Annotated in this window: 28 protein-coding genes; 11 read left to right on the top strand and 17 right to left on the bottom strand. The window is 48.8% G+C overall.

Annotated elements, in window-relative coordinates:
• Position 1 precedes the first annotated feature (1 nt).
• From KFF03_RS14975 to KFF03_RS14995, 5 genes are all read right to left on the bottom strand, one after another.
• Positions 2–1,246 carry a lipopolysaccharide biosynthesis protein gene (locus KFF03_RS14975; RefSeq protein ID WP_255857720.1) on the bottom strand — a complete coding sequence of 415 codons (1,245 nt, stop codon included), beginning with the start codon at positions 1,244–1,246 and terminating at the stop codon, positions 2–4.
• Positions 1,233–1,901: an ABC transporter ATP-binding protein gene (locus tag KFF03_RS14980; protein WP_255857721.1), complete on the bottom strand. Its 669-nt coding sequence runs from the start codon at positions 1,899–1,901 to the stop codon at positions 1,233–1,235. Before KFF03_RS14980 ends, KFF03_RS14975 begins: the two co-directional genes overlap by 14 nt.
• Entirely contained in the window at positions 1,898–2,692 is a 795-nt protein-coding gene (locus KFF03_RS14985) for an ABC transporter permease (protein ID WP_255857722.1), read from the bottom strand. The genes KFF03_RS14980 and KFF03_RS14985 overlap by 4 nt, the downstream gene beginning before the upstream one ends.
• 205 nt (positions 2,693–2,897) lie before the next feature.
• Positions 2,898–3,380: a YchJ family protein gene (locus KFF03_RS14990; RefSeq protein ID WP_370647415.1), complete on the bottom strand. Its 483-nt coding sequence runs from the start codon at positions 3,378–3,380 to the stop codon at positions 2,898–2,900.
• Complete coding sequence (locus tag KFF03_RS14995; RefSeq protein ID WP_255857724.1) at positions 3,355–4,395, bottom strand: DUF3549 family protein; 1,041 nt, start codon at positions 4,393–4,395, stop codon at positions 3,355–3,357. Before KFF03_RS14995 ends, KFF03_RS14990 begins: the two co-directional genes overlap by 26 nt.
• Positions 4,396–4,522: 127 nt before the next feature.
• Here KFF03_RS14995 and KFF03_RS15000 point away from each other — a divergent pair, with 127 nt between their 5' ends.
• A complete protein-coding gene (locus tag KFF03_RS15000) occupies positions 4,523–4,759 on the top strand; it encodes a hypothetical protein (RefSeq protein ID WP_255857725.1) in 237 nt (78 codons plus the stop codon).
• Between the two features lie 71 nt (positions 4,760–4,830).
• Positions 4,831–5,670, top strand: a complete 840-nt coding sequence (locus KFF03_RS15005) for a class I SAM-dependent methyltransferase (protein WP_255857726.1) — start codon at positions 4,831–4,833, stop codon at positions 5,668–5,670.
• A gap of 18 nt (positions 5,671–5,688) precedes the next feature.
• Here KFF03_RS15005 and KFF03_RS15010 read toward each other — a convergent pair whose 3' ends face one another.
• Both KFF03_RS15010 and KFF03_RS15015 read right to left on the bottom strand, forming a co-directional pair.
• A complete protein-coding gene (locus tag KFF03_RS15010) occupies positions 5,689–6,675 on the bottom strand; it encodes a GGDEF domain-containing protein (protein WP_255857727.1) in 987 nt (328 codons plus the stop codon).
• A complete protein-coding gene (locus KFF03_RS15015) occupies positions 6,665–7,597 on the bottom strand; it encodes a diguanylate cyclase domain-containing protein (protein ID WP_255857728.1) in 933 nt (310 codons plus the stop codon). Before KFF03_RS15015 ends, KFF03_RS15010 begins: the two co-directional genes overlap by 11 nt.
• A gap of 140 nt (positions 7,598–7,737) precedes the next feature.
• On the opposite strand from KFF03_RS15015, the gene KFF03_RS15020 reads away from it, so the two are divergent.
• Genes KFF03_RS15020 through KFF03_RS15055 form a run of 8 tightly spaced genes read left to right on the top strand, consistent with a single transcriptional unit; the run spans position 7,738 to position 15,323 of the window.
• Complete coding sequence (locus KFF03_RS15020) at positions 7,738–8,994, top strand: glutamate-5-semialdehyde dehydrogenase (RefSeq protein WP_255857729.1); 1,257 nt, start codon at positions 7,738–7,740, stop codon at positions 8,992–8,994.
• Positions 8,994–9,680 carry a nicotinate-nucleotide adenylyltransferase gene (nadD, locus tag KFF03_RS15025; protein WP_255857730.1) on the top strand — a complete coding sequence of 229 codons (687 nt, stop codon included), beginning with the start codon at positions 8,994–8,996 and terminating at the stop codon, positions 9,678–9,680. The genes KFF03_RS15020 and nadD overlap by 1 nt, the downstream gene beginning before the upstream one ends.
• Positions 9,681–9,697: 17 nt before the next feature.
• On the top strand, positions 9,698–10,054 hold the full coding sequence (rsfS, locus tag KFF03_RS15030; RefSeq protein WP_255857731.1) for a ribosome silencing factor: 357 nt from the start codon (positions 9,698–9,700) through the stop codon (positions 10,052–10,054).
• Between the two features lie 3 nt (positions 10,055–10,057).
• Positions 10,058–10,525, top strand: a complete 468-nt coding sequence (rlmH, locus tag KFF03_RS15035) for a 23S rRNA (pseudouridine(1915)-N(3))-methyltransferase RlmH (protein WP_255857732.1) — start codon at positions 10,058–10,060, stop codon at positions 10,523–10,525.
• A gap of 12 nt (positions 10,526–10,537) precedes the next feature.
• Positions 10,538–12,391: a penicillin-binding protein 2 gene (gene mrdA / locus KFF03_RS15040; protein ID WP_255857733.1), complete on the top strand. Its 1,854-nt coding sequence runs from the start codon at positions 10,538–10,540 to the stop codon at positions 12,389–12,391.
• On the top strand, positions 12,391–13,536 hold the full coding sequence (rodA, locus tag KFF03_RS15045) for a rod shape-determining protein RodA (RefSeq protein ID WP_255857734.1): 1,146 nt from the start codon (positions 12,391–12,393) through the stop codon (positions 13,534–13,536). Before mrdA ends, rodA begins: the two co-directional genes overlap by 1 nt.
• Before the next feature lie 13 nt (positions 13,537–13,549).
• Complete coding sequence (gene mltB, locus KFF03_RS15050; RefSeq protein ID WP_255857735.1) at positions 13,550–14,533, top strand: lytic murein transglycosylase B; 984 nt, start codon at positions 13,550–13,552, stop codon at positions 14,531–14,533.
• Between the two features lies 1 nt (position 14,534).
• Entirely contained in the window at positions 14,535–15,323 is a 789-nt protein-coding gene (locus KFF03_RS15055; protein WP_304941508.1) for a septal ring lytic transglycosylase RlpA family protein, read from the top strand.
• 153 nt (positions 15,324–15,476) lie between these two features.
• On the opposite strand, the gene ccoM is transcribed toward KFF03_RS15055, so the two are convergent.
• From ccoM to KFF03_RS15100, 9 genes are all read right to left on the bottom strand, one after another.
• Positions 15,477–15,596: a cytochrome c oxidase subunit CcoM gene (gene ccoM, locus KFF03_RS15060; protein ID WP_304941535.1), complete on the bottom strand. Its 120-nt coding sequence runs from the start codon at positions 15,594–15,596 to the stop codon at positions 15,477–15,479.
• A gap of 333 nt (positions 15,597–15,929) precedes the next feature.
• A complete protein-coding gene (locus KFF03_RS15065) occupies positions 15,930–16,235 on the bottom strand; it encodes a hypothetical protein (protein ID WP_255857737.1) in 306 nt (101 codons plus the stop codon).
• 49 nt (positions 16,236–16,284) lie between these two features.
• Complete coding sequence (locus KFF03_RS15070; RefSeq protein ID WP_255857738.1) at positions 16,285–17,445, bottom strand: glycosyltransferase family 1 protein; 1,161 nt, start codon at positions 17,443–17,445, stop codon at positions 16,285–16,287.
• A gap of 125 nt (positions 17,446–17,570) precedes the next feature.
• Positions 17,571–18,272 carry a helix-turn-helix domain-containing protein gene (locus KFF03_RS15075; protein WP_255857739.1) on the bottom strand — a complete coding sequence of 234 codons (702 nt, stop codon included), beginning with the start codon at positions 18,270–18,272 and terminating at the stop codon, positions 17,571–17,573.
• A gap of 281 nt (positions 18,273–18,553) precedes the next feature.
• Positions 18,554–18,988, bottom strand: coding sequence for a CBS domain-containing protein (locus KFF03_RS15080; RefSeq protein ID WP_255857740.1), 435 nt, complete (start codon positions 18,986–18,988; stop codon positions 18,554–18,556).
• 45 nt (positions 18,989–19,033) lie between these two features.
• Positions 19,034–19,291, bottom strand: coding sequence for a DUF4404 family protein (locus KFF03_RS15085; protein ID WP_255857741.1), 258 nt, complete (start codon positions 19,289–19,291; stop codon positions 19,034–19,036).
• A 63-nt stretch (positions 19,292–19,354) separates the two neighbouring features.
• A complete protein-coding gene (locus tag KFF03_RS15090; protein WP_255857742.1) occupies positions 19,355–19,858 on the bottom strand; it encodes a hypothetical protein in 504 nt (167 codons plus the stop codon).
• Positions 19,855–19,983: a hypothetical protein gene (locus KFF03_RS15095; protein ID WP_255857743.1), complete on the bottom strand. Its 129-nt coding sequence runs from the start codon at positions 19,981–19,983 to the stop codon at positions 19,855–19,857. The genes KFF03_RS15090 and KFF03_RS15095 overlap by 4 nt, the downstream gene beginning before the upstream one ends.
• An 87-nt stretch (positions 19,984–20,070) precedes the next feature.
• Entirely contained in the window at positions 20,071–20,277 is a 207-nt protein-coding gene (locus tag KFF03_RS15100; RefSeq protein ID WP_255857744.1) for a DUF2788 domain-containing protein, read from the bottom strand.
• A 184-nt stretch (positions 20,278–20,461) separates the two neighbouring features.
• On the opposite strand from KFF03_RS15100, the gene KFF03_RS15105 reads away from it, so the two are divergent.
• Positions 20,462–21,526: a putative solute-binding protein gene (locus KFF03_RS15105; RefSeq protein ID WP_255857745.1), complete on the top strand. Its 1,065-nt coding sequence runs from the start codon at positions 20,462–20,464 to the stop codon at positions 21,524–21,526.
• Between the two features lie 32 nt (positions 21,527–21,558).
• Here KFF03_RS15105 and KFF03_RS15110 read toward each other — a convergent pair whose 3' ends face one another.
• Positions 21,559–23,052 (bottom strand): AbgT family transporter, encoded by a 1,494-nt coding sequence (locus tag KFF03_RS15110; RefSeq protein ID WP_255857746.1) that lies wholly within the window; start codon positions 23,050–23,052, stop codon positions 21,559–21,561.
• Between the last annotated feature and the right edge of the window lie 15 nt (positions 23,053–23,067).

The following is a 23,067-nucleotide window of genomic DNA, read 5'->3' on the forward strand; positions in this document are numbered from 1 at the left end:
ATTAGTCCCTATGTTCTTTGATGACGACGACAATCAACCTGATCACCAGATAAAGCAGAATAAGCACAACAAACCAGGTCACAATGTTGTATATCCTTCTCGGGTATTTGTCTTCTTCAGATAGCGCCGGATACTCGATAATCAACAAATGCTTTAATTTTTTATAGGCTTCAATTCTGACGGACTCCAGGCTAGCCAACGAACTCTTATATATGTCGGCAGCTAACTCAGTCTCAAGCTGTATCTTTTGGTAGGAGACATTAATTTTATTTAATGATTGTTTATCTTGTTGAGTCAGCCTTTCTTTTTCTTCTGCGAGCTGTTGCTGCAAGGCATCAATTCTGATTTTCTTAGTTCTTACTTCAGAAGAGTCTGATCTCATGACAACCTGTAACGATTTTAGTTCAGCCTGTTCTTTACTGATTTTAGCCTCTAATTCATTAATAACCTGAACGACAGCAGATCCTTGCTGCTCTGGATTATAAAGCTGAAACTCGTCCTGAAATGCAATTAATGTTGTCTGTTGCTTCTTTAACTGTTGATAGGAACGTTCAACTTCTTCCCTGGCAAAGGTAGTTTGCTGATCAACCATTTCAGCTCCAAGATCATTAATAAACTTTTCACTGATTTTTAATAATGACTGAGCAACCATTAATGAATATTCACGGTTAAATGTTTGCACTTCTACACGTAGCACATCTGACATTTCATCGTAAAAAACCAAAATATGCTGCTTGTAATACTCAACGTAGTCTTCAACAGTACTTGAATGCTGTAATCGGCTTAAAGTATCCCAGTCAGAGTTTTCATAGTGCGCTTTTAATGCAACGCTGTTATCCAATGCTACAGCCATCTCACGAGACTCAATAAACCGCTTCAGAATCAAAGCATCCCTCATTCCTGAGGTTGAGCCTGCCAACGATGCCAACCCTGGCAGCGGTATTTCATTGCCCGCAGCCTGCTTGACTACAAACTGTGTTTCACTGACATAACGAGGCGAAGCAATGAGCGTGTAATACACAACAATGAAGATAGATAGCAAAACGACTAATGCGAATGAGCCCAGCTTTGCTCTTGTCAGATACAAGCCTGTTTTTGCCTTTGTATAAGCCTTAGAGTCTTTTACAAACTGAACAGGTTTATTTTTAAGCTTTTTCAGCTTTCTTTGTGCAGGGTTCAGCGCCTGCTTCGTTTTCTCGCTATCAGCTTCAGCAGGCTTAGGCAGCGAATTATCAGGCATTGTCATATAAACTCCGGTAACGCTCTAAACCGTCGGCTAAATTTTCATAATATGTGATACCTGCATTCTCAATAACGATTGCCGCTTCACAAAATTTTTTCAGCTGCTCAACAGAATGATTCACCATAAACACCTTGGTCTTTTTGTACTTCTGCTGCAATATTGCTTCAGATTTCTTCTTAAACCTTGCATCTCCAACAGCGGTCAACTCATCAATCAGCAGTACATCAAAATCAAAATCAAAGCCCATAGTCAGGCCAAAGGCGACACGCGCTCGCATGCCATTCGAATAACTTTTGACAGGTTCATCAAAGTAGCTGCCAATTTCTGCAAAATCTTCTACTTGCTGTTCAATTTGGCGAGTGTCTTTAACACCATGAATACGGGCAACAAACCTTACATTTTCACGGCCAGTCATACTGCCCTGTAGCCCGCCCTGAAGCCCAAGCGGCCAGGACACATTTTCATCACTGGATATTTTGCCTTTGTTAGGACTGTCAGCTCCTCCGAGCATCCTGACCAATGTCGATTTTCCTGCGCCGTTAGGGCCTAAAATAGCGACACTTTTATCACATGGGATCGCAGCGGTTACGTTTTTAAAAACGTACCTGCGGCCTTGCTTGGTAACAAAATACCGACTGACATCCTCTAAATAAATCATGATGAAACAAACTTATGCTTATTAACCTGATACAACATCAGGCCAAGCGCGTTAAAGAACAACGCACACCCGGCAATAAAGGCAAGATCACCTACTGGCGTCTCATACGCTTTAAAATACGCATCTCTGCTTAATTCCAACGCATGAAAAATCGGATTCCAGGTAAAGTATTTCCAAAAGGGTTCAGGAATCATCGTAGCGGCAAAGAAAATTCCGGAAATAAAAAACATGGGCGCCATTACAAAAGATAAAAGTTTGGTTGTATCTTTCCAGTAGATAACCGCCACACATAAACACAGGCCTATGCCAAAGCCGAGCCATGCCAGGACTCCCAACACCAGTATCAGGGCAAGCAGATCTTGTGGCCACATGTTAAACCCCAACCAGGACATGATCAGACCAATAATCACAAACACAAGAATCAGTGTCGCTACCTCAATGATAAAACGCGTAAGAAGCGGATCTATCGGAGTAACCTGACGGTAAGCTAATAAGGCCTGGTTCGATTGCGCAGCAACGGTTAGCTGGGGCAATAATTTTGCAAAAAACTTAAACGGAACAACAGCCACAAGAAGAAAGGGGGCAATTTCAATGCCGTTTACCGATGTACGCTGCAATACGGTAAAGATCACAGCCATGACAGAGGCTTGCAGTATTGGCTCAGCTAAGGCCCAGAAGTAACCTAAGCGGCTGGAGCCAAAACGAGTTTTAAGCTCTCTCACCAATAAAGCCATGACAACATCCGTCATAATGGCAAACGAGGAGCGTTTATGTAGCACGACGCTTTCCATAGCAAATCCGTAAATCATTAAAACACAGGTGAAAAACCGTTTTAACGGAGTTAACTTTTCCTTTCAGACACATCGCAAGCGTTACAAATTGTGACATCATGTGACGAGGGTCGCATTTTAGACCGTTTCTTAAGTTATTCAAGCAAGAAGTCAGAAGATTTTATGAAATGGAAAGAAAGTCAATTGAGCAAAATACAACCAACCATCATCCACAACACTTTTTGAACTTTTTGCCGCTGCCGCATAAACAAGGGTCGTTACGGCCTGGCTTAAAGGTTTCAAATTGAGCATTCCCATCGAGGTAGTACCAGACCCCATCATCAAACACAAAATCCGATGTTTCGGACAGCTGCAGGTATTCACTTTTCTCTTTGAAGGTCGCGACAAAGCTGACGGTTCCCTGCTCACCAGTAGTCGTGCTGTTCAATACATCAAGCTTCAACCATTGTGTATTGGGCTCCAGAGTCAGGTCCTGTGGCCGTGTTTGTGGATGCCAGGTTTGCTTCAGATAATCAGCCAGCTCCAACGCAAAGGCACTGTAGCGTGATCGCATCAGAGCTTCGGGAGATGGAGCAGCCTTTCCCCGATGGAAAGGCAAACAACAATCAGCGTAACCTGCCCCAGAGCAACAAGGGCAAGATGAAGAGTCATGCGGGTTCATGTTATTGCACCGTATGGTCGGCGGCATTTACCAATGACATCAGCTCACCAATAGCGGCACTGAGCTTGTCGCTGCGCTGTGGATTACGGAAGGCCTGTAAAATTTGCTCGCGCATGCCAGGCAGTGTCATCAGGTCGGCCACCAGCGCACAAAAGACCTGTGCGCCCTGCCCTTTATCAGATTCTTCATTGTCGGCAAGCACTTCCAGATAAGCGAGCAATCGCTCACCGCTCAGATCTTGCCAGCAGCGACTTCCTAACGCTGCCAGAACTTCGACCGAACGACTCACCGGATGCGCCAGAATGGCCTGCAGCAACAACTGCCGCTGCTGGATGTTCACACTGCGCGACAATGCCCGGGCAAATGCCGCCAGATCACCGGCTCCAGGCCCTGCTGCCACTACCTGTGATAAACAGTCATTCACAGCAACTGTCAGATCGTGCCCCGGCTGAGCATTTTCAAGATAACCCAGCAACACATTACGCGGCACCTCTGGCATCTTGCCTATAGCACCAGACAATAGCGCCTCATTGTTGTCCTGCCCCAGGCGGGCCACCACTTCGGCCAGCCCTTGCAAGCCAAGTTGTTGCCAGTTATCCCAACCCAGATCGCCACTGAGGTAAGCCCGGCTGGTCGAGTAATATTGAGTGGTTGGCTGACCTAACGTCATTAACGCAATGGAATGAAAATACGCCATGCGATTCTGATCGGGTTTAAATGAACACGGCGCTTCGCCATGTTCTTTATCCGGATCGGCAACCACTCGCAGCCAATGCTCTAAAAAGGCATCCCGTGGCCCCGGCTGAAGGAAGTTTTGCTCATCCAGCGGCAACTTCAGAAACCAGATATTGTGCTGGCCTGCTTGTTTTGGGTTCCAGCTGAGCACACCCACCCAGGCGTGTTTCAGGTAAGGCACCGGATAAGGCTTTGCCAGCTGTTCAAAATCAGCAAAGTCTTTTTTCGACACTTTTTCGATGCGGCGTCCAAGATCAAAAATACGGATCTGTGCTCCACTCTTCTCTACTAGCTGGCCAATTGTCACACGCTTGCCTTTTATTTCCGGATAAACAGATGCGCGATTCTATCAGACACCTCCGGCCTGAGTACAAGCCAGACAACTCTGATACACTGGCCGGGAATACATTCAGTGATACAAACGGAGAGTTTTCATGACGTTGGTTTTTGCCATTCTGGCAGGCATGATCATTGGCGGGGGAATTGTTGGCTGGCAGCTTAGTAAACGCTGGAAGGCGCAAGTAGACGGCGCCAAAGCAGATATGCAACAGGTGCTGGAGCAACACCAGCAGGAACAAGAAGCCTCACGTGAGCTTAAACAAAAAGTCGCGGACCTCGAATATCAGCTGAACGAAGCCAACAAAGATCTGAATTTCTATCGTAATCAGTGAGCTTGGTTTGCAGGCCAACTTCCCGGTATGCTTAGCCAATATAACAACAATAACTCACCAAAGAGTACCTCATGACTACGGATACATCTCGTATCAGCATCAGCGCCCATTACACCGGCTATGTCTGGTTTAAACATGGTTTATCGGCCACCGAGTTTGCCACCAGCACCGGCCGGCTTGCGAATGCAGTGTTAACACCCATCAATGCTTTTTTACGCAACGTTGCCGGGGCGGATATCGATGTTTTTTTATTACAGCGCCACTCCGTTATTGATCATCAGATTGAAAGACTGATTCTGGAGGAAGGGGTCGAGCAGGTACTCGAACTCGCCTGTGGCTTGTCACCGCGTGGATATCGGCTGAAACAGAAATACCCTCAACTGCGTTATATTGAGGGTGACCTACCCGGCATGGCGCAACGCAAACAAACCCTACTGCAGAAGATCGGTGTTGATTCCCAACATCAGGTATTTCCTTGCAACATTCTTGAGCAGGATGGGGAGCTGTCGATTCAGTCGTTACTCAGCCAACTGGATCCGACGAAAAAAACAGCGATTGTGACCGAAGGTCTGGTGAATTATTTTGACCTGGCCACCATCAAACAAGTCTGGTCACACATGGCTCAGGGCCTGAAACAGTTTCCACAAGGATTTTACGTCACAGACCTGTACCCGGATTTTATTGAGCATCCGTCTTATAAGTACGTTCAGTTCGCCCAAAAGTTGGTTGGCTTTTTTACCCGAGGACAATGGCCACTGCATTACCGCAGTGACGAAGCCATTCAGCAAGGATTTCAGGAAGATGGGTTCAGCCACGTCGAGGTGCACGATCCGGCTTCCTTTTACGACACCTTAGATATGCCGCGAGCAAAAACCCAAACGCTGGTGCGTATTATCCGGGCGTCAACCTAGAGCCTGTAAAGAAGTCCGTTATTCATCAAAAGCTGCCAGCTGTAAGCTGGCCCGCTTTTGTTTTTTAAGCTTCATTTCAAGACGCTTTTCCAGATCGCCACTGTCTTCCCCAGGCTGCCAGCTGACGGCTGCCGTTGCCAGTTCAATTTCACTGACCGGCTTCCAGGTATGCGACTGCATATTACGCTTGATACGTTCCATCAGAATGATCGCCCCATCTTCCGGACAATGGGGCAGAATCAACACGAATTTATCTTTTTCCAGACGAAATACTTCATCAGCCGCGCGAATCTGTTCCTGCGCTCGACCAACAAAGTTCGGTAACAGCTGTTGCATAACCCACTTTCCGTGTAAATCGATCAGCTGCTGATAATCTTCGATGACCAGACCAATGAGCGAAACACTCTGGCGTGTCGTCTCACTGCGGGCAATCTCACGTTCGAGCGCATTCTGAAAATGCCTGGCATTGTAAGCACTGCTTTCCGGGTCCGTCAGTGCCATGCGCTTCAGAGACTCCGATTTAAGTTGAGTCAGGTAGGCAAAACACCAGGCTGAGACAACCAGCAACAGATAGTTTGTTCCGGTGCGTAAGCCAATCGCAGTGCCTGCATCGGTCCAGACAATCACAATGACGGCTGCCGCCACCAGAAAGTTAAACAACGTCGCATGAAGAATGGGTAAACAAAAATAGCTGAACAGCGGCACAGCATAAAGATAATGAATCATCAGCTGTGGGTAACGCGGCAGCTGATACAGCGCCAGTAAAACCAGCAGTAAAATCAGCGGGTAATTAACCCAGGCGTAAGTATCTCGGTCGCGGTTGATATAAATAAAAATCGCGCTGAATAAAAAGGCCGGAATGGCAATAGCATTACTCAGCACCAAAGGGTACAACCCCTGATAGTACTGATCGTACATCAGAATAGTGACCGCCAGAGCTGCCAGAATATAAACCAGAATCTGTAACCGTGGCTGCAGCTGGTCCTGGGGGATATTACTCAGCATGCAGTGTCTCCATTACCCGCTCAATTAAACTGTGAGTATCGTCGTCCGGGCGGTAGTGCTCCTGATGCATCTGCATATCATGCAGTTCAGGATAACGGGTGCTCTTCATCACTTCCTGAATAACACTCTGAAGCTGAACCGCCTCATCATTACCGCTGTGTGGCATCAGGATAATAAAATCGTCCGTATTGAGACGATAACAGGAGTCATAGTTGCGCAAGCTATGACGCAGTTTTTTTCCCAGATAACTCAGGCGCTGCTCATAATCTTCCACTTTCAGCTTATGCCAGCTGACCGGTGTGGCAATCGCCAGCAACATCAGCTGACTGCGCTGACGATCAGCGCGGGTCATTTCTTTGTTCAGATCCAGGGACAACTGGTGTTCGTTGTACACCTGAGTCAAAGGGTCGGTATTCACAATTTCAGTCAGCCCGTGGTTATTACGCTCATTAATCAGTGCATACATCACCGAAAAGGCATAACAGGCGGCGTAGGTGAACAACATTTGCAGGCGGATATAACTATCAAACTGATTCAACACCATGATCACCAGAATCAGGCTATAAAACAGCGTAATGTAGTTAGCAATACGAAATGGAAACAGGAAGTAGGTGTATACGGGAACAAAATAAACCCAATGCACAACCTGGGCACTTTGATTCATACCGAATAATGTGAACAACGTCAGTAAGCCAACTAACAGCCATTCAGGGTATGGGGAAGAACGTTTTTTCCGGCGTAATAATAAAAAGCCCGCGTACAACACCAACAGTAACGAAAAGCTTCCTGCTACGGCGGCAAATATCAGCTTATTTTCAAACCAGTCTAATATCGTGATCACCGCCAGTCCGACAGCAGCCAACAGGCAATAAACCGCCTTAACCTGTGATGCCATAACACTGTGAAACTGTGTTTTTCCCATAGAACCGGATCCGCTCCTGAGCAGAGTAGTGAAAATAACCGCCCGACGCCCGTCGTCGTGCAACCGCAGTAAGTGTAGTACAAGCACCAGTTAGTATATACTGCGCCTTTTTTGAAACAGTCTGCCAAGCGGTGTGATCGATGGATGTAACCGAATATATGAAATCTCTGGGTGAGAATGCCCGCAAGGCATCTCGTGCCATTGCCCGCGCATCGACCCAAAACAAAAATGCTGCACTGCTGGCCATTGCCGATGCCATCAGTGACGAACGTGAAGCGCTGAAAACCGCCAATCAGCGTGATATGAAACGCGGTGAAGAAAACGGCCTTGAGGCTGCTCTGCTGGATCGTCTGCAACTGACCGATGCCACCATCGACACCATGATTGAAGGTCTGCGTCAGGTCGCCGCATTGGCTGACCCAGTGGGTGAAATCACTGATCTGAAATACCGACCAACCGGCATTCAGGTGGGTAAAATGCGCGTGCCTCTTGGCGTGATTGGCATCATCTATGAAAGCCGCCCGAACGTTACCATTGAAGCCGCCAGCTTGTGTTTAAAATCAGGCAACGCCGCCATCCTGCGTGGTGGTTCTGAAGCAATCGAAGCCAACCAGGCATTGGCGAAATGTATTGCTAAAGGCTTAGCCGCAGCGGGTCTGCCGGCAGAAACCGTACAAGTGGTTGAAACCACCGACCGTGCCGCCGTAGGTGAATTAATCACCATGCCAGAATACGTCGATGTGATTGTGCCGCGGGGCGGCAAAGGCCTGATTGAACGTATCAGCCGCGACGCCAAAGTCACCGTGATTAAACACCTCGACGGCATCTGCCATGTTTACATCGATCAGTTTGCTGACAAAACCAAAGCCATTAATATTGCGATTAATGCCAAGACCCATCGTTATGGCACCTGCAACACCATGGAAACCCTGCTGGTACACACTGCCGTGGCTGCTGAGGTGTTACCGGAACTGGCCAGTGCTTATGGTGAAATTGGTGTTGAACTGCGTGGTTGTGCAGCGACACGCGCCATTCTGGCGGACGCCGTTGAAGCCACAGAAGAAGACTGGCATACCGAATACCTGGCCCCGATTTTATCGATCAAACTGGTCGACGATATGGACCAGGCGATTGAACACATCAACCACTATGGCTCTCACCACACCGATAGCATTATCAGTGAAAACTACACCCTGGCGCGTCGCTTCCTGACCGAAGTCGACTCCAGCTCGGTGATGATTAATGCCTCGACCCGTTTTGCCGATGGCTTTGAATATGGCTTAGGCGCGGAAATTGGTATCTCTACCGATAAAATTCATGCGCGTGGTCCGGTTGGGCTCGACGGCCTGACGTCACAAAAATACGTTGTACTCGGTAACGGTGAAGTACGCAGTTAATGTCTGTTACCAACGCAGAAACGGTTCCAATCTCTGATGCCACCGGCCGTTGGGCATTGCTCGGCGGCACCTTTGACCCGATTCATATTGGTCATTTACGCATTGCTGCACAGCTGCGCGACTTAGGGTTTGATAAAGTTCTGCTGATTCCTAACCGTATTCCGCCACACCGGCCACAACCTCAAGCCAATGGTGAGCAGCGTTTACAGATGCTGTCGTTGGCGTGTCGTGAACTGGATGGGGTCGAAGCCTGCGATATTGAACTGCTGCGCGATGCTTACAGCTATAGTGCCATTACGGTTGCCGCCCTGAAAGCACAGTACCCCGGAGTCAGTTTTACCTGGGTGATGGGACAAGATGCCTGGCAAGGCTTTGAACACTGGCATCAGCCACTGGAATTATTAGAGCAAGCTAACTTATTGGTGGTTAGCCGCCCCCCTGACACATCCGATGTGGAAACGGAGCAAAACACCAGTCACTGGCAGGAACAACAGCTGGAGTTGCGGCAGCGTTCCATCAGCCAGTTGCTAGACTCTGAATCCGGCACGATTTGCCTGCAACCCCTGCCGGAACTTGATATATCGGCCTCTTACTTGCGCCGCGCCATCAAGCAGGGTCACAATATTCACTTTCTGGTGCCGGACGCGGTACTGGATTTTCTTAATCAACAACAACTCTATCGATAGAGCCTGACATATAAACAATGCAAACAGATCAAATTAAATCGCTGGTGGTGGATGCACTGGACGACATGAAAGCCCAAAACATCACTGAACTGGATGTTCGTGGCCGCACCTCCGTCACCGACTGGATGATCATCGCAACCGGCACCTCCAACCGCCATGTCGCGGCAGTAGCCGGTAACGTCGAAGAAAAATCCAAACATGCTGGCCTGCGCCCGAATGGTACCGAAGGCCGTGCCGCTTCTGACTGGGTTCTGATCGATTTAGGTGACGTGGTTGTCCACGTTATGACCGATCAGGCACGCCACTTCTACGATCTGGAGCGCCTTTGGGGAGAACCCGAAGATAGCGGTGAGCCAGAAGAAGATAACGAATAACACATGAAGCTAAGATTGCTGGCGGTAGGCACTAAGATGCCTGCCTGGGTTGAGCAGGGCTATCAGGAATACGCCAAACGTTTACCCAATGATTGTGCGCTCGAACTGGTAGAAATATCACCCGGCCACCGTGCCAAAAACACCTCCAAAGAGAAAGCCATGCAACAAGAGGCCGAGGCGCTGAAAAAAGCCATTCGTCCTCAGGATCACGTGGTTGCACTGGACGTCAAAGGCAAACCCTGGAGCACGGAACAGCTGGCCAGTAACCTGAGTGACTGGCGCATGCAAGGGGGCGATGTCGCCTTGCTGATTGGCGGCCCGGATGGCATGACGGCTGACGTGTTAGCACTGGCGAAGCAACGCTGGTCACTATCAAACCTCACCTTGCCCCACCCATTGGTACGCGTATTAATGGCCGAACAACTTTACCGTGCCTGGAGTATTCTTCAGGGCCACCCTTATCACAAATAGGCCAGGTCAAGCATGTGGGAGCAGTCGTTCAGGGATAAATCAGCGGAAAGATCATTATTCCGCTCCCGCGCCATCGTACTCGGACTGATTATTCTGATCATGCTGTGTGTGCTGGCCTGGCGCATGGCCTATCTGCAAATTGATCTGCATGAAAAATACCGCGACCTGTCTGAAAACAACCGCATTCAATTACGCCCAATTACTCCGAACCGGGGCTTAATTTACGACCGTAATGGCGTTTTACTGGCTGAGAACATCCCCAGCTACAGCCTGACCTTAGTGCCTGAGCGGGTCACGGATATGGAGCAGACACTCGATTTCCTCAACCAGCTGATTGGCGTGTCAGATCGTCATCTTGAGCAATTTGAAAAACGCCGGAAATTCCGTCGTCGCCCGTTTGAACCTGTAGTGCTACGTCATCGCCTCAGCGAAGAAGAAATTGCCCAGGTACTGGTCAATCGCGCTTACCTGCCAGGGGTCGATGTCGAAGCCCAGCTGGTACGCCATTATCCACAGGGTAAGTCCTTTGCCCATGTGCTGGGCTATGTTGCTCGTATCAACCAGAAAGAACAGAAAAAACTGGATGCCGACCCGGATAAAAAACGCCAGTACAGTGCCACCCGTTTTATCGGTAAATTAGGGGTAGAAAAACAGTACGAACAAGACCTTCACGGCCAGGTTGGTTATCAAAAGGTAGAAACCAACGCCCGGGGACGTATCCTGCGGGTTATTGAACAAACCGACCCGGTTCCCGGTGATGACATCACCCTGCACCTGGATACCCGCCTGCAAAAACTGGCTGAACAAGAACTCCAGGGGCGGCGCGGTGCATTAGTCGCGATCGAAGTCGCCAGTGGCGGTATCCTCAGTTTGTACAGCAACCCCAGCTTTGACCCGAATTTATTTGTCACCGGCATTTCGCACAAAGATTATTCTGCATTACGTGACAATCCAGATCTGCCGCTATTTGACCGCACTCGTCGAGGCCAATACCCACCGGCCTCAACGTTAAAACCCTTTTTAGGGTTAGCCATGCTGGACGCTGGCACCACCAACTGGAGCGAAGAAATCGACGACCCCGGCTGGTATCAATTGCCCAATGATGAGCGTGTTTATCGCGACTGGAAACGTAAAGGCCATGGCATGGTAGATATGCAGGACGCCATTGTGGAGTCGTGCGACACCTACTTTTATGAAATTGCGGTACGCACCGGTGTTGATGCTATCTCACCGTTTCTGGGGCAGTTTGGCTTCGGTAACAACGCCACTCTAGACGTGAACAATGCCCTGCGCGGTATTTTGCCCAGCCGGGACTGGAAACAAAAACGCGCCAAAACCTTTTGGTACGCTGGCGATACCGTTAACCTCGGCATTGGCCAGGGTTATATGCTGGCCACTCCAATCCAGCTGGCGACAGCAACCTCCGTGCTGGCCAACCGTGGCAAGTGGGTCACCCCGCGGTTGATTTATGCTCACAACGACACACTGGATCAGATTCCACACCCGGACACGCCGGATATTCAGCTGAAAAACCCGCAAGACTGGGACAAAATGTTTACCGCCATGCAAAAGGTAATCACTGGCACGCATGGCACCGCACGGCGTTTATTAGCCAATCTGAAATACCCCATTGCTGGTAAAACCGGTACCGCCCAGGTGGTTGGTATTAAACAGGATGAAGAGTATGACTCAGAAGCATTAAAAGAGCGTTTGCGGGATCACGCCTTATTTATCGCGTTTGCCCCCATCGAACAGCCTGCTATTGCTGTCGCGGTGGTGGTTGAAAATGGTGAATCCGCCGGTAAAACTGCCGCGCCAATTGCACAAAGCATCATCAACGAATATCTGGGAGGCGCTGAAGGCTGATGGCTGGCACTGACTTTTCCCGCACCATGTCTGAAACAACCAGCCAGCACGGCTTTGACCGCAGCCGCGCCTGGTTTGCCAGCATTCACGTTGACCTGATTTTATTGCTTCTATTGCTGGTACTGACGGGAAGTGGACTGCTGCTATTGTACAGCGCCAGCGGCCAGGACTGGCACATGGTCAAGCGTCAGGCCATTCATTATGGTATTGGTTTTGTTGCCCTGTTTATTGCGGCACAAATTCCTCCAAGAATGTATCAACGTCTGGCCCCCTGGGGTTACGCCGCGGGCCTGATTGCCTTAATCGGTGTATTGGTTGCAGGCGTTGGTGCCAAGGGCGCACAACGCTGGCTCGACCTGCCTGGATTACCGCGTTTTCAGCCGTCTGAGCTGGTAAAACTTGCCCTGCCATTAACGGTTGCCTGGTACATGGCCAAGCGCCCGGTACCTCCTAAGTTTTTTGATCTGGTCAAAGCGCTGGCAATCGTTGCCATACCCACCGTGCTGATTCTGAAACAGCCGGATTTAGGCACTTCCATTCTGGTCAGTACGTCCGGGTTATTGGTGCTGTTTTTTGCTGGTATGCCGTGGTGGCTGATTTTTTCGATGGTTGGCCTGGTTGCCGCCTGTGCACCACTGATGTGGTTTTTTGTGATGCGCGAATACCAGAAACAGCGGGTCTTAACCTTTCTGAACCCGGAGAGCGACCCACTCGGTTCTGGCTGGAACATCATTCAATCGAAAACCGCCATTGGTTCTGGTGGCATTGAAGGCAAAGGGTTTATGCAGGGCACCCAGTCGCAGCTGGAGTTCCTGCCGGAGAGCCATACTGACTTTATTATTGCCGTGCTGGCGGAAGAACTCGGGCTTATTGGCGTGTTGGCGCTGCTGACACTGTATTTTCTGATTATCTTACGTTGCCTGATTTTATCCGTACGCTGTGAAACCTTATTCGGCCGTTTGTTGTCAGGTAGTTTAGCGGTCACATTTTTTATTTATGTGTTCGTAAATATTGGTATGGTCAGTGGCATCTTGCCAGTGGTCGGCGTACCCTTGCCATTGATTAGTTATGGCGGCACATCGGTTGTCAGTTTATTAGCCGCCTTCGGTATTCTGATGTCGATGAATACCCACAGCAAAAAATAAGGACAGATTTTTTATGATGCGTTTATCACGCTTAGCTGGAGTTGCCTCAGGTATTTTGACCTTATGGAGCCTGTCAGGCGCGTCTGCTTTTGCAGCCTATGACCAGCACCCTCGCTTTGAAGAATTCAGTAAAGAACTGGAAGCGGAATATCAGATTCCAGCCAGTGAAGCGAAAAAATGGTTATCCCAATCAAAGAAACTGGATTCCGTATTAGAAGCCATTCAACGCCCTGCAGAAAAAAGCAAAGAGTGGCATGAGTATCGACAAATTTTCCTCACCACAAAACGTATTGAGCAGGGTAAAGCCTTCCTGAAACAATACGATGATCTGCTGACCGAAGCCGAACAGAAATACGGCGTTAAAAAAGAAATTATTGCGGCAATCATTGGTGTTGAAACCTTTTATGGCAAACGCCAGGGCCGCTACCGGGTGCTAGACTCGTTATCCACTCTGGCCTTTGATTACCCCAAACGTCCATTGTTCTGGCGTGAATTAAAAGCCTTCTTTGCGCTAGCCGAAAAAGAGCAACTGGACCCGGCGGTGATCAAAGGTTCCTATGCTGGTGCAATGGGATATGGTCAGTTTATTCCTACCAGTTATCTGAGTTATGCCGTTGATGGTGATGGCGATGGCAAACGTGACCTGTGGAACAATCCGGCGGATGCCATTCATAGCGTCGCCAACTACTTTAAACGTCACGGCTGGCGTGATGGCGAACCCGTCACTCAACGTGTGCGTGTCACTGGTGATCAATATCAGCCAGTCGTTAACGATCGTCGTAAACCTAAGTGGACCGCCGGTGAGTTAAAAGCACTGGGGGTTACACCAACCGAAGCGATTGCTGACGACAAAGCCGCCACCCTGATGCGTTTAGAAGGTAAAAACGGAGCGGAGTTCTGGCTGGGGGAATACAACTTCTATGTGATCACCCGTTACAATCACAGCCGTATGTATGCCATGGCGGTTTACCAGCTTAGCGAAGAACTGGCGAAATAAAATGCGCCATATCGTTGTTTCTCTTTCCGCTGTTCTTCTCGCAGCCAGCACTCTGCTGGCTGGTTGCAGCAGTTCTCGCTATCAGCACTCGCAAGATTTTACGCCCGCACCAATCGCCGATGTTCAGGCACTAAAAGAACCAACTCCCAGAATTGAAGCAAAGAGTGTGATGGGCAACCCCAAGCGTTACACCGTGTTGGGCAAAGAGTATCAGGTGATGGACAGTGCAGACGGCTACAGCGGTCGCGGTATTGCTTCCTGGTATGGCATGAAATTTCATGGACATCAGACCTCCAATGGTGAGATCTATGATGTTTATCAATTCACTGCCGCTCATAAAACACTGCCTTTACCCAGCTACGTTCGTGTTACCCGCCTGGATAACAACCAGTCTGTGGTTGTCCGGGTGAACGACCGCGGGCCTTTTCACGAGGGTCGCATCATCGACCTTTCATACGCGGCTGCCGTCAAGCTGGGGATCCACAAGCAAGGTACCGCTAACGTTCAGGTCGATGTCATTCATCCGCCAAAGAATCAATCCGAACGCTGGGTTCAAGTAGGGGCATTGTCGGATCCAACGGCGGCTAAAAAGCTACAGCAGCGCTTACAAACAGAATTAGGCAGTGATACTCAGGTGGGTGTTACAACCGTGAGGCATTCACAACAGCTGACATTGCACAAAGTCAGGATTGGCCCGGTTGAAGAAGGCGAACCATTACAGGCATTACTTCAACGTTTACAGGCGATGAACATCAACCAGCCATTACTGCTGGCGCGCCACCAGCTCTGAGAAAATAAAAAGCGGATAAAAAAGGGGCCATAACCACAAGGGTTAGGCCCAGAGGCAAGGTACTCACTCAGAGAGCAAGATGCTCAGCGCAGAAAAGGAAACAACCTCAGATGTCACGACTGCGAGCGTGGCACCCGGTTTTAAAAGCGTTAGTTATTCGCCGGTGCCGTGCTTTTTGATGTCATTTTTAACGGCCAGGTAAAAGCCTACAAAAAAAGCACAAGTCAGCCCTACAATGGCTAAACCAGCAAATACCACTTCATCCATAAACATAATGCTCACCTCTCTCTCGTATTTTTGTGTACTGGTGGAAACACCAGCTCAATTGCTATGCAATTAATTTAGCAGCGACGGCAGAGGTGAACTTGATACATATCAAGGGATTTTAGTCGTAACCAAGGACCCGGATACAAGCTTGATACAAGTCAAATGGCCATACAAAAACAAAGGGAATGGTATATTACTTGCTGAGCATACAAACAAGCATCATACAAAAGGTGAAAAGAAACACGAGTAGTTTGATGACACCATGTTCAGTGATTGGGCGTGCATACTTTAATCGCACCATCATATTGCACACCCAATTATCAATCAGGAACTAAAACGTCAGGCCATGACCACCTGGCCACGGTAAATTTTTTGGGTACGCTTAGCCGTCCGGGCAGCATCATCCACAACATATGCGGCTCCACGATACATCCTGGGCTCAGTTGTAAATGCCGGAGAAGGCTCCTGAGAAGGCAAAAAATCTTCGATCAGGGCTAATAGAGCCGGGCTGACACCACTTTGCACCAGCGTTCGCAGATCATGCTCCAGTGTTGGCGAATCATAATGAATAATGCAACCCTGCTCTTCTTTGGCAAGACGTTTGATTTTTTGCAGAGTAGCGATACTTTGGCGGTTAAATTCCACAGGCCGATCTCCATGATAATAGTTTTACTATTATCAGATAGAGCAAACCTCATACCATGGTTTGAATCTTTGCCGACACTGTCACCGGCTCACAATAAAGCGCTTGCTTCACGTGATGATCAAACAAATCTGCAACAGCGCTCCAACTTGCCTGCTCGGCATGAGTTCGGGCTGTCTTGCCTGCTTCGGATAAGTCCAGATTTAACAGCTGTTGAAATGCCTGAGTAAAGTTATCGGTGTCTTCCCCCGGAGCCAGATAACCGTTTTCTCCGTTACGAATAAACTGAGAAGCTGCAGCCAAGTCATAGGCGACGACCGGTAAACCACTCGCCATGGCTTCCAGCGTGACCAAACCAAATGTCTCTGTCAGGCTGGCAAACACAAAACAGTCTGACGACGCATAATGCCTTGCCAGCGCCTCTCCGGTTTTTACGCCAGCAAAAACAATATCCGGATTTTGTTGTTCCAACTCATCACGCATCGGCCCATCCCCAACCATCACCAGGCGCAAATCCGGATGTTGCTGCTGGCATTGACGAAAACTGCTGATCACTTGTGGGATATTTTTTTCGGCGGCAATACGGCCGACATACAAAGCCACGGGTTGTTCTGGAGTGATGCCCCACTGCTGTCGTAATTGTATTGAGCGTCGCTTGGGGTGGAACAATTCACAATCCACACCATGCGGTAAAACATGAACATTTAGAAAATCAGACTGTCGCAAAAAATCAGCACTTTCCCGTGACGGTACCAGAGTCGCCAGTGTTTTATTGTGAAAACGCCGTAACCAGTTCAGCGTGAGGTTTTTAATCCAACCAAAACCGTAATAACTGCTGTAACGGTGAAAATTAGTATGAAAGGCACTCAGCACGGGCAGCGTTCGACGTTGTGCCTCTTTTAAAGCGGAATAACCCAGCGGGCCTTCGGTGGCAATAAAGATCAGGTCTGGCTGAAACTGCTGCCACGCTGATGAAATTTTATTCTTTGCAGGCAAGCCAATTTGCAAATCCGGATACATAGGAATAGTAATTCCGGACGTCCAGATTTCTTCCTCTTCCGGTAACCAGTTTTTTTTGGGGGTCGTACGAATAATCTGAACACGATAGCGCTTTGAGTCCAGCGAGCTAATTAAATGGCGCAAAGAATTGGCCACGCCATTCACATCAGGGACGTACGTTTCAGTAACAATGCTGATTCGGATGGGAGTCATAACGGGGCTCATGGTTAGTATTTAACCAGTTTGCCCCGCTGGTGATGACAGTTTAATGAAACGTCATGATCAGGATTAAGATAAGGCTATTCAAATGCCTAGTTCAGATACTTCATTCAGCTACCTTATTCAGATAGTTTTGCCAGACGATAACGTAGCTGTCTTGGGGTCAGGCCCAGCACTTTTGCTGCCATGGTTTTATTGCCATTACATTTTTCGATAGCGTCACGAATATCGCTCAATTCGTCGCCCGTGACACGTTGATAAGGACGGGCATAAAGCGTTTTAAAGTTAGGCACCACCTGAGTCGCTAACATCTGAGCTATTTGTGCCCCCAGGAAACTCAACAGCGATAACTCCAGTGACGCTCCATTGGTATTCCGCAGGTCAATCACCAGCACGGCCAATACCGACTGACGTAATACCAGAGGCATCAACAGGCAGCGGTCCTGGGTTGTCAGCTTGCTGTGCGCCGGAACAAAGACATCAGCCCGCTCACGGCCATCTTTGATAACCAGCCATTCGCGGGATTCAAACTGACGGCATAATGCGTGCTGTACAGCAAAACTGTAGACGCCGTTACTGACACCGGTTGAACAGAATTGGGCCTTAAAACGGCTTGGAGAGTCGGGCACCGCGACCGAAATATTTTGCAGGCCGGTATTTTCACATGCCAGCGATAAAATACGCTGAATGCTGTCTTCATCCTGATAGCGTTCTTGCAGGATGGAAGCCAGAGAGTCAAACAGATCGGCATGAAAAGCCGTTGAAAAGTGTCCGCTGTGGCTAACAGTACGGTAATCCTGGATATCGGCAACTGAGTGCATAAGCAATTCCTTTAGAATCTGGCGGCGTCGGTTATCAACCGTTTCGCAAACTCTGTACCAAGCAGCTTAAAACCCAAAAAAATAAAGCCTAAGCCATTGAATTAAATAAACTTTTACCCCAACAAACAGATTTAGCGCCATAAAAAATGGCGCCTTTGTCATGCGCCATTTTTAAGCATTTATAATTTTATCACGAACCAATTAAGTGCACTCAATCAGCACCCCACCGTTCGCAACAACAGCAATAGCGCTCGTAACAGCAGTGTCCGTACTAACAAGCGTCAGGCAATACTGGGGTCATCATTGGGCAGGTATTCCTTTTTCAGCCAGGATGCAAATCCGCGGCAGGCATCCTGACTGGTCAGGATGCCTGCCAGACGATCCTGCTTTAACACCAATACTGCGTTAATCCCTAACTCCGCCATACCCTCCAGCACAACATCGAGGCGCGTGTGCAGATCAACTTCTTTGATTTGCTGGTGACACATATCGCCGGCGGTTAATTCAGTTAATTCAGAAGCCTGGTGCCCGGGCTGTAATGCCAGCTTGATATCTTCACTACTGAGCAAACCAATCACTTTATGGCCCGACATCACGGGTAAATGATGGCAGTCATGTTCCTCCATGAGCTCAGCAGCATTCGCTAAAGGCATCGCCTCGTCCACATGAACCGGAAAGGCCGTCATAATTTCACCAAGGGTTGGCATATGGCGCATGTCCATTCTCCTGAAGCAATAAAGTATCGATTAAGATAACAGCAGTTACACGCCGATACGACTCAGCGTATCCAGAATTTGCTTCAGCACTTCCGACAACGCCGGGTGATCCTGTTCGAAACGAATCGCCTGTTGCTGAACCTGATTGTTAAGACCCGGCTCGGGTTGAACATCATGGGGCTGGTTAGCAATATCAGCCGCGATTGACTGCAACAACTGGCGACTCTCATCATCCAGATCCGGATGTTGCTGTAACATACTGTGCAGCTGTTTAAGTTGCTGCTTTAAGGTTTCCTGTGGCATATCACTTCTCCTGACCTTTGCGTTTCAGTGTAGCAACGTAATCTTCAGGAACACTAACCTATATCAGTATTGAGCATGAAAAAAGAAGGTCATATCACAAGTTGAACTGATCGCCTGCAATGGATTGCGATTGGCCTGATCACCAATATAAAACAGACTCACCTCTTCAAGTTGCATCTGTTGAGCACAAGGAACCACTTGCCTGAGGGTGTGAAAGATCATGCTGTGATTCGGAGAGACAGGCACCAGAATATGGTTAGTGTTTTGCAATGCCTGCAATAGCTTTAATAATTTCTGAGTATTATGCACCAGGCTTTCACGTGGGTTGGCATAAAACAACTGGATAGGCCGGTTTTCAAGACCATGCCGCTCTGCCATGTGGCTGACCAGTGGCATAACATCTTCAATCAGCTCCTGAATCTGCGGAGTATAGCCAAACAAACCCGATGCTGAAGAAGAGTCCGGAGCGTTGTTGAGGTAAACCTGATGCAGGCCTACAACCGAAGGCGGCAACAACATTGCACCACCGCTGGGTAAATAATTTGCCAGTTGAATAACAGCACTCATAACACATCCTTGCTTTGTTGATATTCCATGGTCTGATCAGCAGACTCAAACGCTTTCTTCCGGAAAGCAGTGAAAGCAATATCAGCTCTGTTACCAAAAGGCAAATCATCGGCCGGTTTGTTCATCAGACTTTCCTTTATCGATATGGATTAAGGAAGGTATAGACAACAAAATGCGCTGGCGCGAATTACCACAACAACAAATTCGCCACTTCAGATCACGTCTGTCAGGAAATGCTCCAGAACAATTTTGATCAGGAAGCCCGCAACCCCAACAAATAACCCTAAAAACAGCACGAACATACCAAATTTTCCGGAGTTGGAGCGTCGTCCAAGGTCATAAATAATAAACGCCATAAAGCCGATCAATAAGGTCAGGCCAATACGCAATGCCCAGGTTTCAAACTGCTCAGCATTCATCTATCTGTTCCCGGTAAATTCAAAGCCTCATAGTTTACCTGCACGAGCGCTGTGACAACAGGTTTTACGGTTTTGCTATGGGGCTGGCACTGCCGTATCATTCTTTGAACAAAAATCGCGATTCAAAAAAATAACACCACCAACAATCCCAATAATAACAATCCCCTCCAGGAAGGATGATCTGATGCGACTCTGTTTTTTTCTGACGGCCCTTTTCTTCTCAGTTAGCAGCTTTGCTGATGTTTCAACATCGACTAACACCGTTTCGATATCGACTAACAGCGTTTCCACAGAAAATATCTCCGCCCCAGCTCAAGAGCAGGTATTCTGTATCTTTGACCCGGTCGGAACGCGTGGCCCGATTTATTCGGCCATGCTGGATTATCAGACTCAGGCTCTGAACTGGGGTGCAAATCTGCAACTCAAAGCCTATACCAATGAAGCCGTTGTCATTGCCGACTTTCAAGCTGGTCATTGTGATGCCATGGGGGTCACTGGAACCCGGGTTCGACCTTACAATGGCTTCACCGCCAGCATCGAAGCGCTGGGCGGCTTAGATGATTACCAGCAGATGCAACAATTGCTCAACATGCTGAGTAAACCCAAAGCTCAGCGTTATATGCAACAAGGCGATTACGAAGTTGCAGCGATTATGCCGGGCGGCGCTGTCTTTATTTTTGTGCGTGATAAGAGCATCAACTCGGTAGAAACCGCTGCTGGCAAACGCATCGCAACGCTGGATTATGATCAGGCATCCGTCAATGTTGTCGAGCATGTGGGGGCCACGCGGGTACCCTCCACTGTCGCGACCTTTGCACCACGATTTAATAACGGCGATGTCGATATTGCTTATGCGCCTGCCGTCGCCTATCAGCCTTTTGAAATGTACAAAGGCCTGGGCAGCAAAGGAGGTATTTATCGTTTTCCAATGGCACAAATGAACTTTCAGATGATTATCCGCCACGAACGTTTTCCGGAGGGTTTCGGGCAAAAAAGCCGCGAGTTTACCTATCAGCAATTTGATCTGGCACTGGAGCATATTCGTCTGGCCGAAGCCGAGATTCCGACGAATTACTGGATTGATTTACCACAGGATAAAGAAGTTGAATACAAAGAAATGATGCGCCAGATTCGCATCGGCCTCACCGAAGCAAACGTGTACGACCCCATGATGATGAAGCTGATGTTTAAACTGCGTTGTCGCAGCAATCCGGCACATTACGAATGCGCCGAACGCAAAGAAGGATAATGGCTGAACCATTCAGCCATTATCCCGACCATTCATAATGGCCCCAGAGGAATACCAAGTAGCATCCAAATTCCCAGGAAGACGCTCCAGCTGATTAACATCACGAGTGAAAAGGGCATCATCATCGCGAGTACCGTACCAACACCAGCATCGTCACGGTACTTCTGCACCAGCGCCAGCACCAACGGAAAATACGGCATCAGCGGAGTAATAATATTGGTGCTGGAATCACCAATACGGTAAGCCACCTGAGTCAGTTCAGGCGAAATACCCGCCAGCATTAACATCGGTACCAACACCGGTGCCAACAATGTCCATTTCGCTGACGCACTGCCTACCAACAAATTAATCAGACCAACCAGTACAATTAACATCAACAGCGTCACCAGCTCCGGCATGGCTAGCAACTGCAGTACACCCGCGCCTTTAATCGCAACTAACAGCCCCAGATTACTCCAGCCAAAGGCACTGACAAACTGCGCCGCAAAAAACATTAATACCAAATAAGGCGCCAGAGTTTTGATGGTGCTTTCAAGATCCTCAACCAGTGCATGACTGGTGGGATAGCGGCCAATCGAACGGCCATAAAACCAGCCACATAACGCAAACAACAAGCCGATTAAAACACTGAGGTTACGCATAAACGGTGATTTTAAAAAATCGCCCTCTCCCGCTAACCAGCCTCCTTCAACCATTGCAGAGGCCAGGCCTAAACCCACCAGCAAAAGCGCTAAAATGGCCGCATATTTTCCGGCGACGATATGCGACGGCGGAACGTCTTCCTGCGCAACATCAGAATCTGATGATGACAAAGTCTGGCTGAGTGCTGGCTCGACCCACCGGTGCAATACCAGGGTAATCATCAGCGACATAAACACCGTGGAAGCGGCCATAAAATAATAATTAGCCAACAAAGACACATTGGCTTCCGGCTGAATTAGCTGTGCACTTTCGGTCGAGATACCCGACAAAATGGCATCCACAGGCCCAACCAGAAAATTGGCACTATAACCTCCGGAAACCGCGGCAAACGAAGCAGCAATACCCGCGATGGGCGAGCGTCCGGCCAGCTGGAACAACACCGCACTCAACGGGATCACGACAACATAACCAGCATCGAACGCCAGGCTGGATAAGATACCCACCAACACCACGCCAAACGTCAGCCCGACGCCGGGCAGGTAGGCCATCAGATGTCGCAACCAAATGGCTAACAAACCGCTGCGCTCGGCAATCCCCAGCCCCAGCATTACGACAATAACAGGGCCAACCGGTGCAAATCCGGTGAAGTTACTGACGGCCGATGACAACGCCCAAACCAAGCCACCTTCACTGATTAATGCTTTGGGTAACACCGGCTCACCGGTTACCGGGTGTAATGCCTGCCAACCCAGCCAACTGCTGACCGACGACAACAAGACAACCAGCAACCATAACCCCATAAACAACACTGCCGGGGCGGGTAAACGGTTCCCCCAGCGTTCAATTGCGGATGAAAAATTCAACCAGAAGCCTGTTTGATTCATTCTTTGCCGGTTCCT

Origin of the sequence: Bacterioplanoides sp. SCSIO 12839 (genome assembly GCF_024397975.1) — a bacterium.
Lineage (GTDB): Bacteria > Pseudomonadota > Gammaproteobacteria > Pseudomonadales > Oceanobacteraceae > Bacterioplanoides.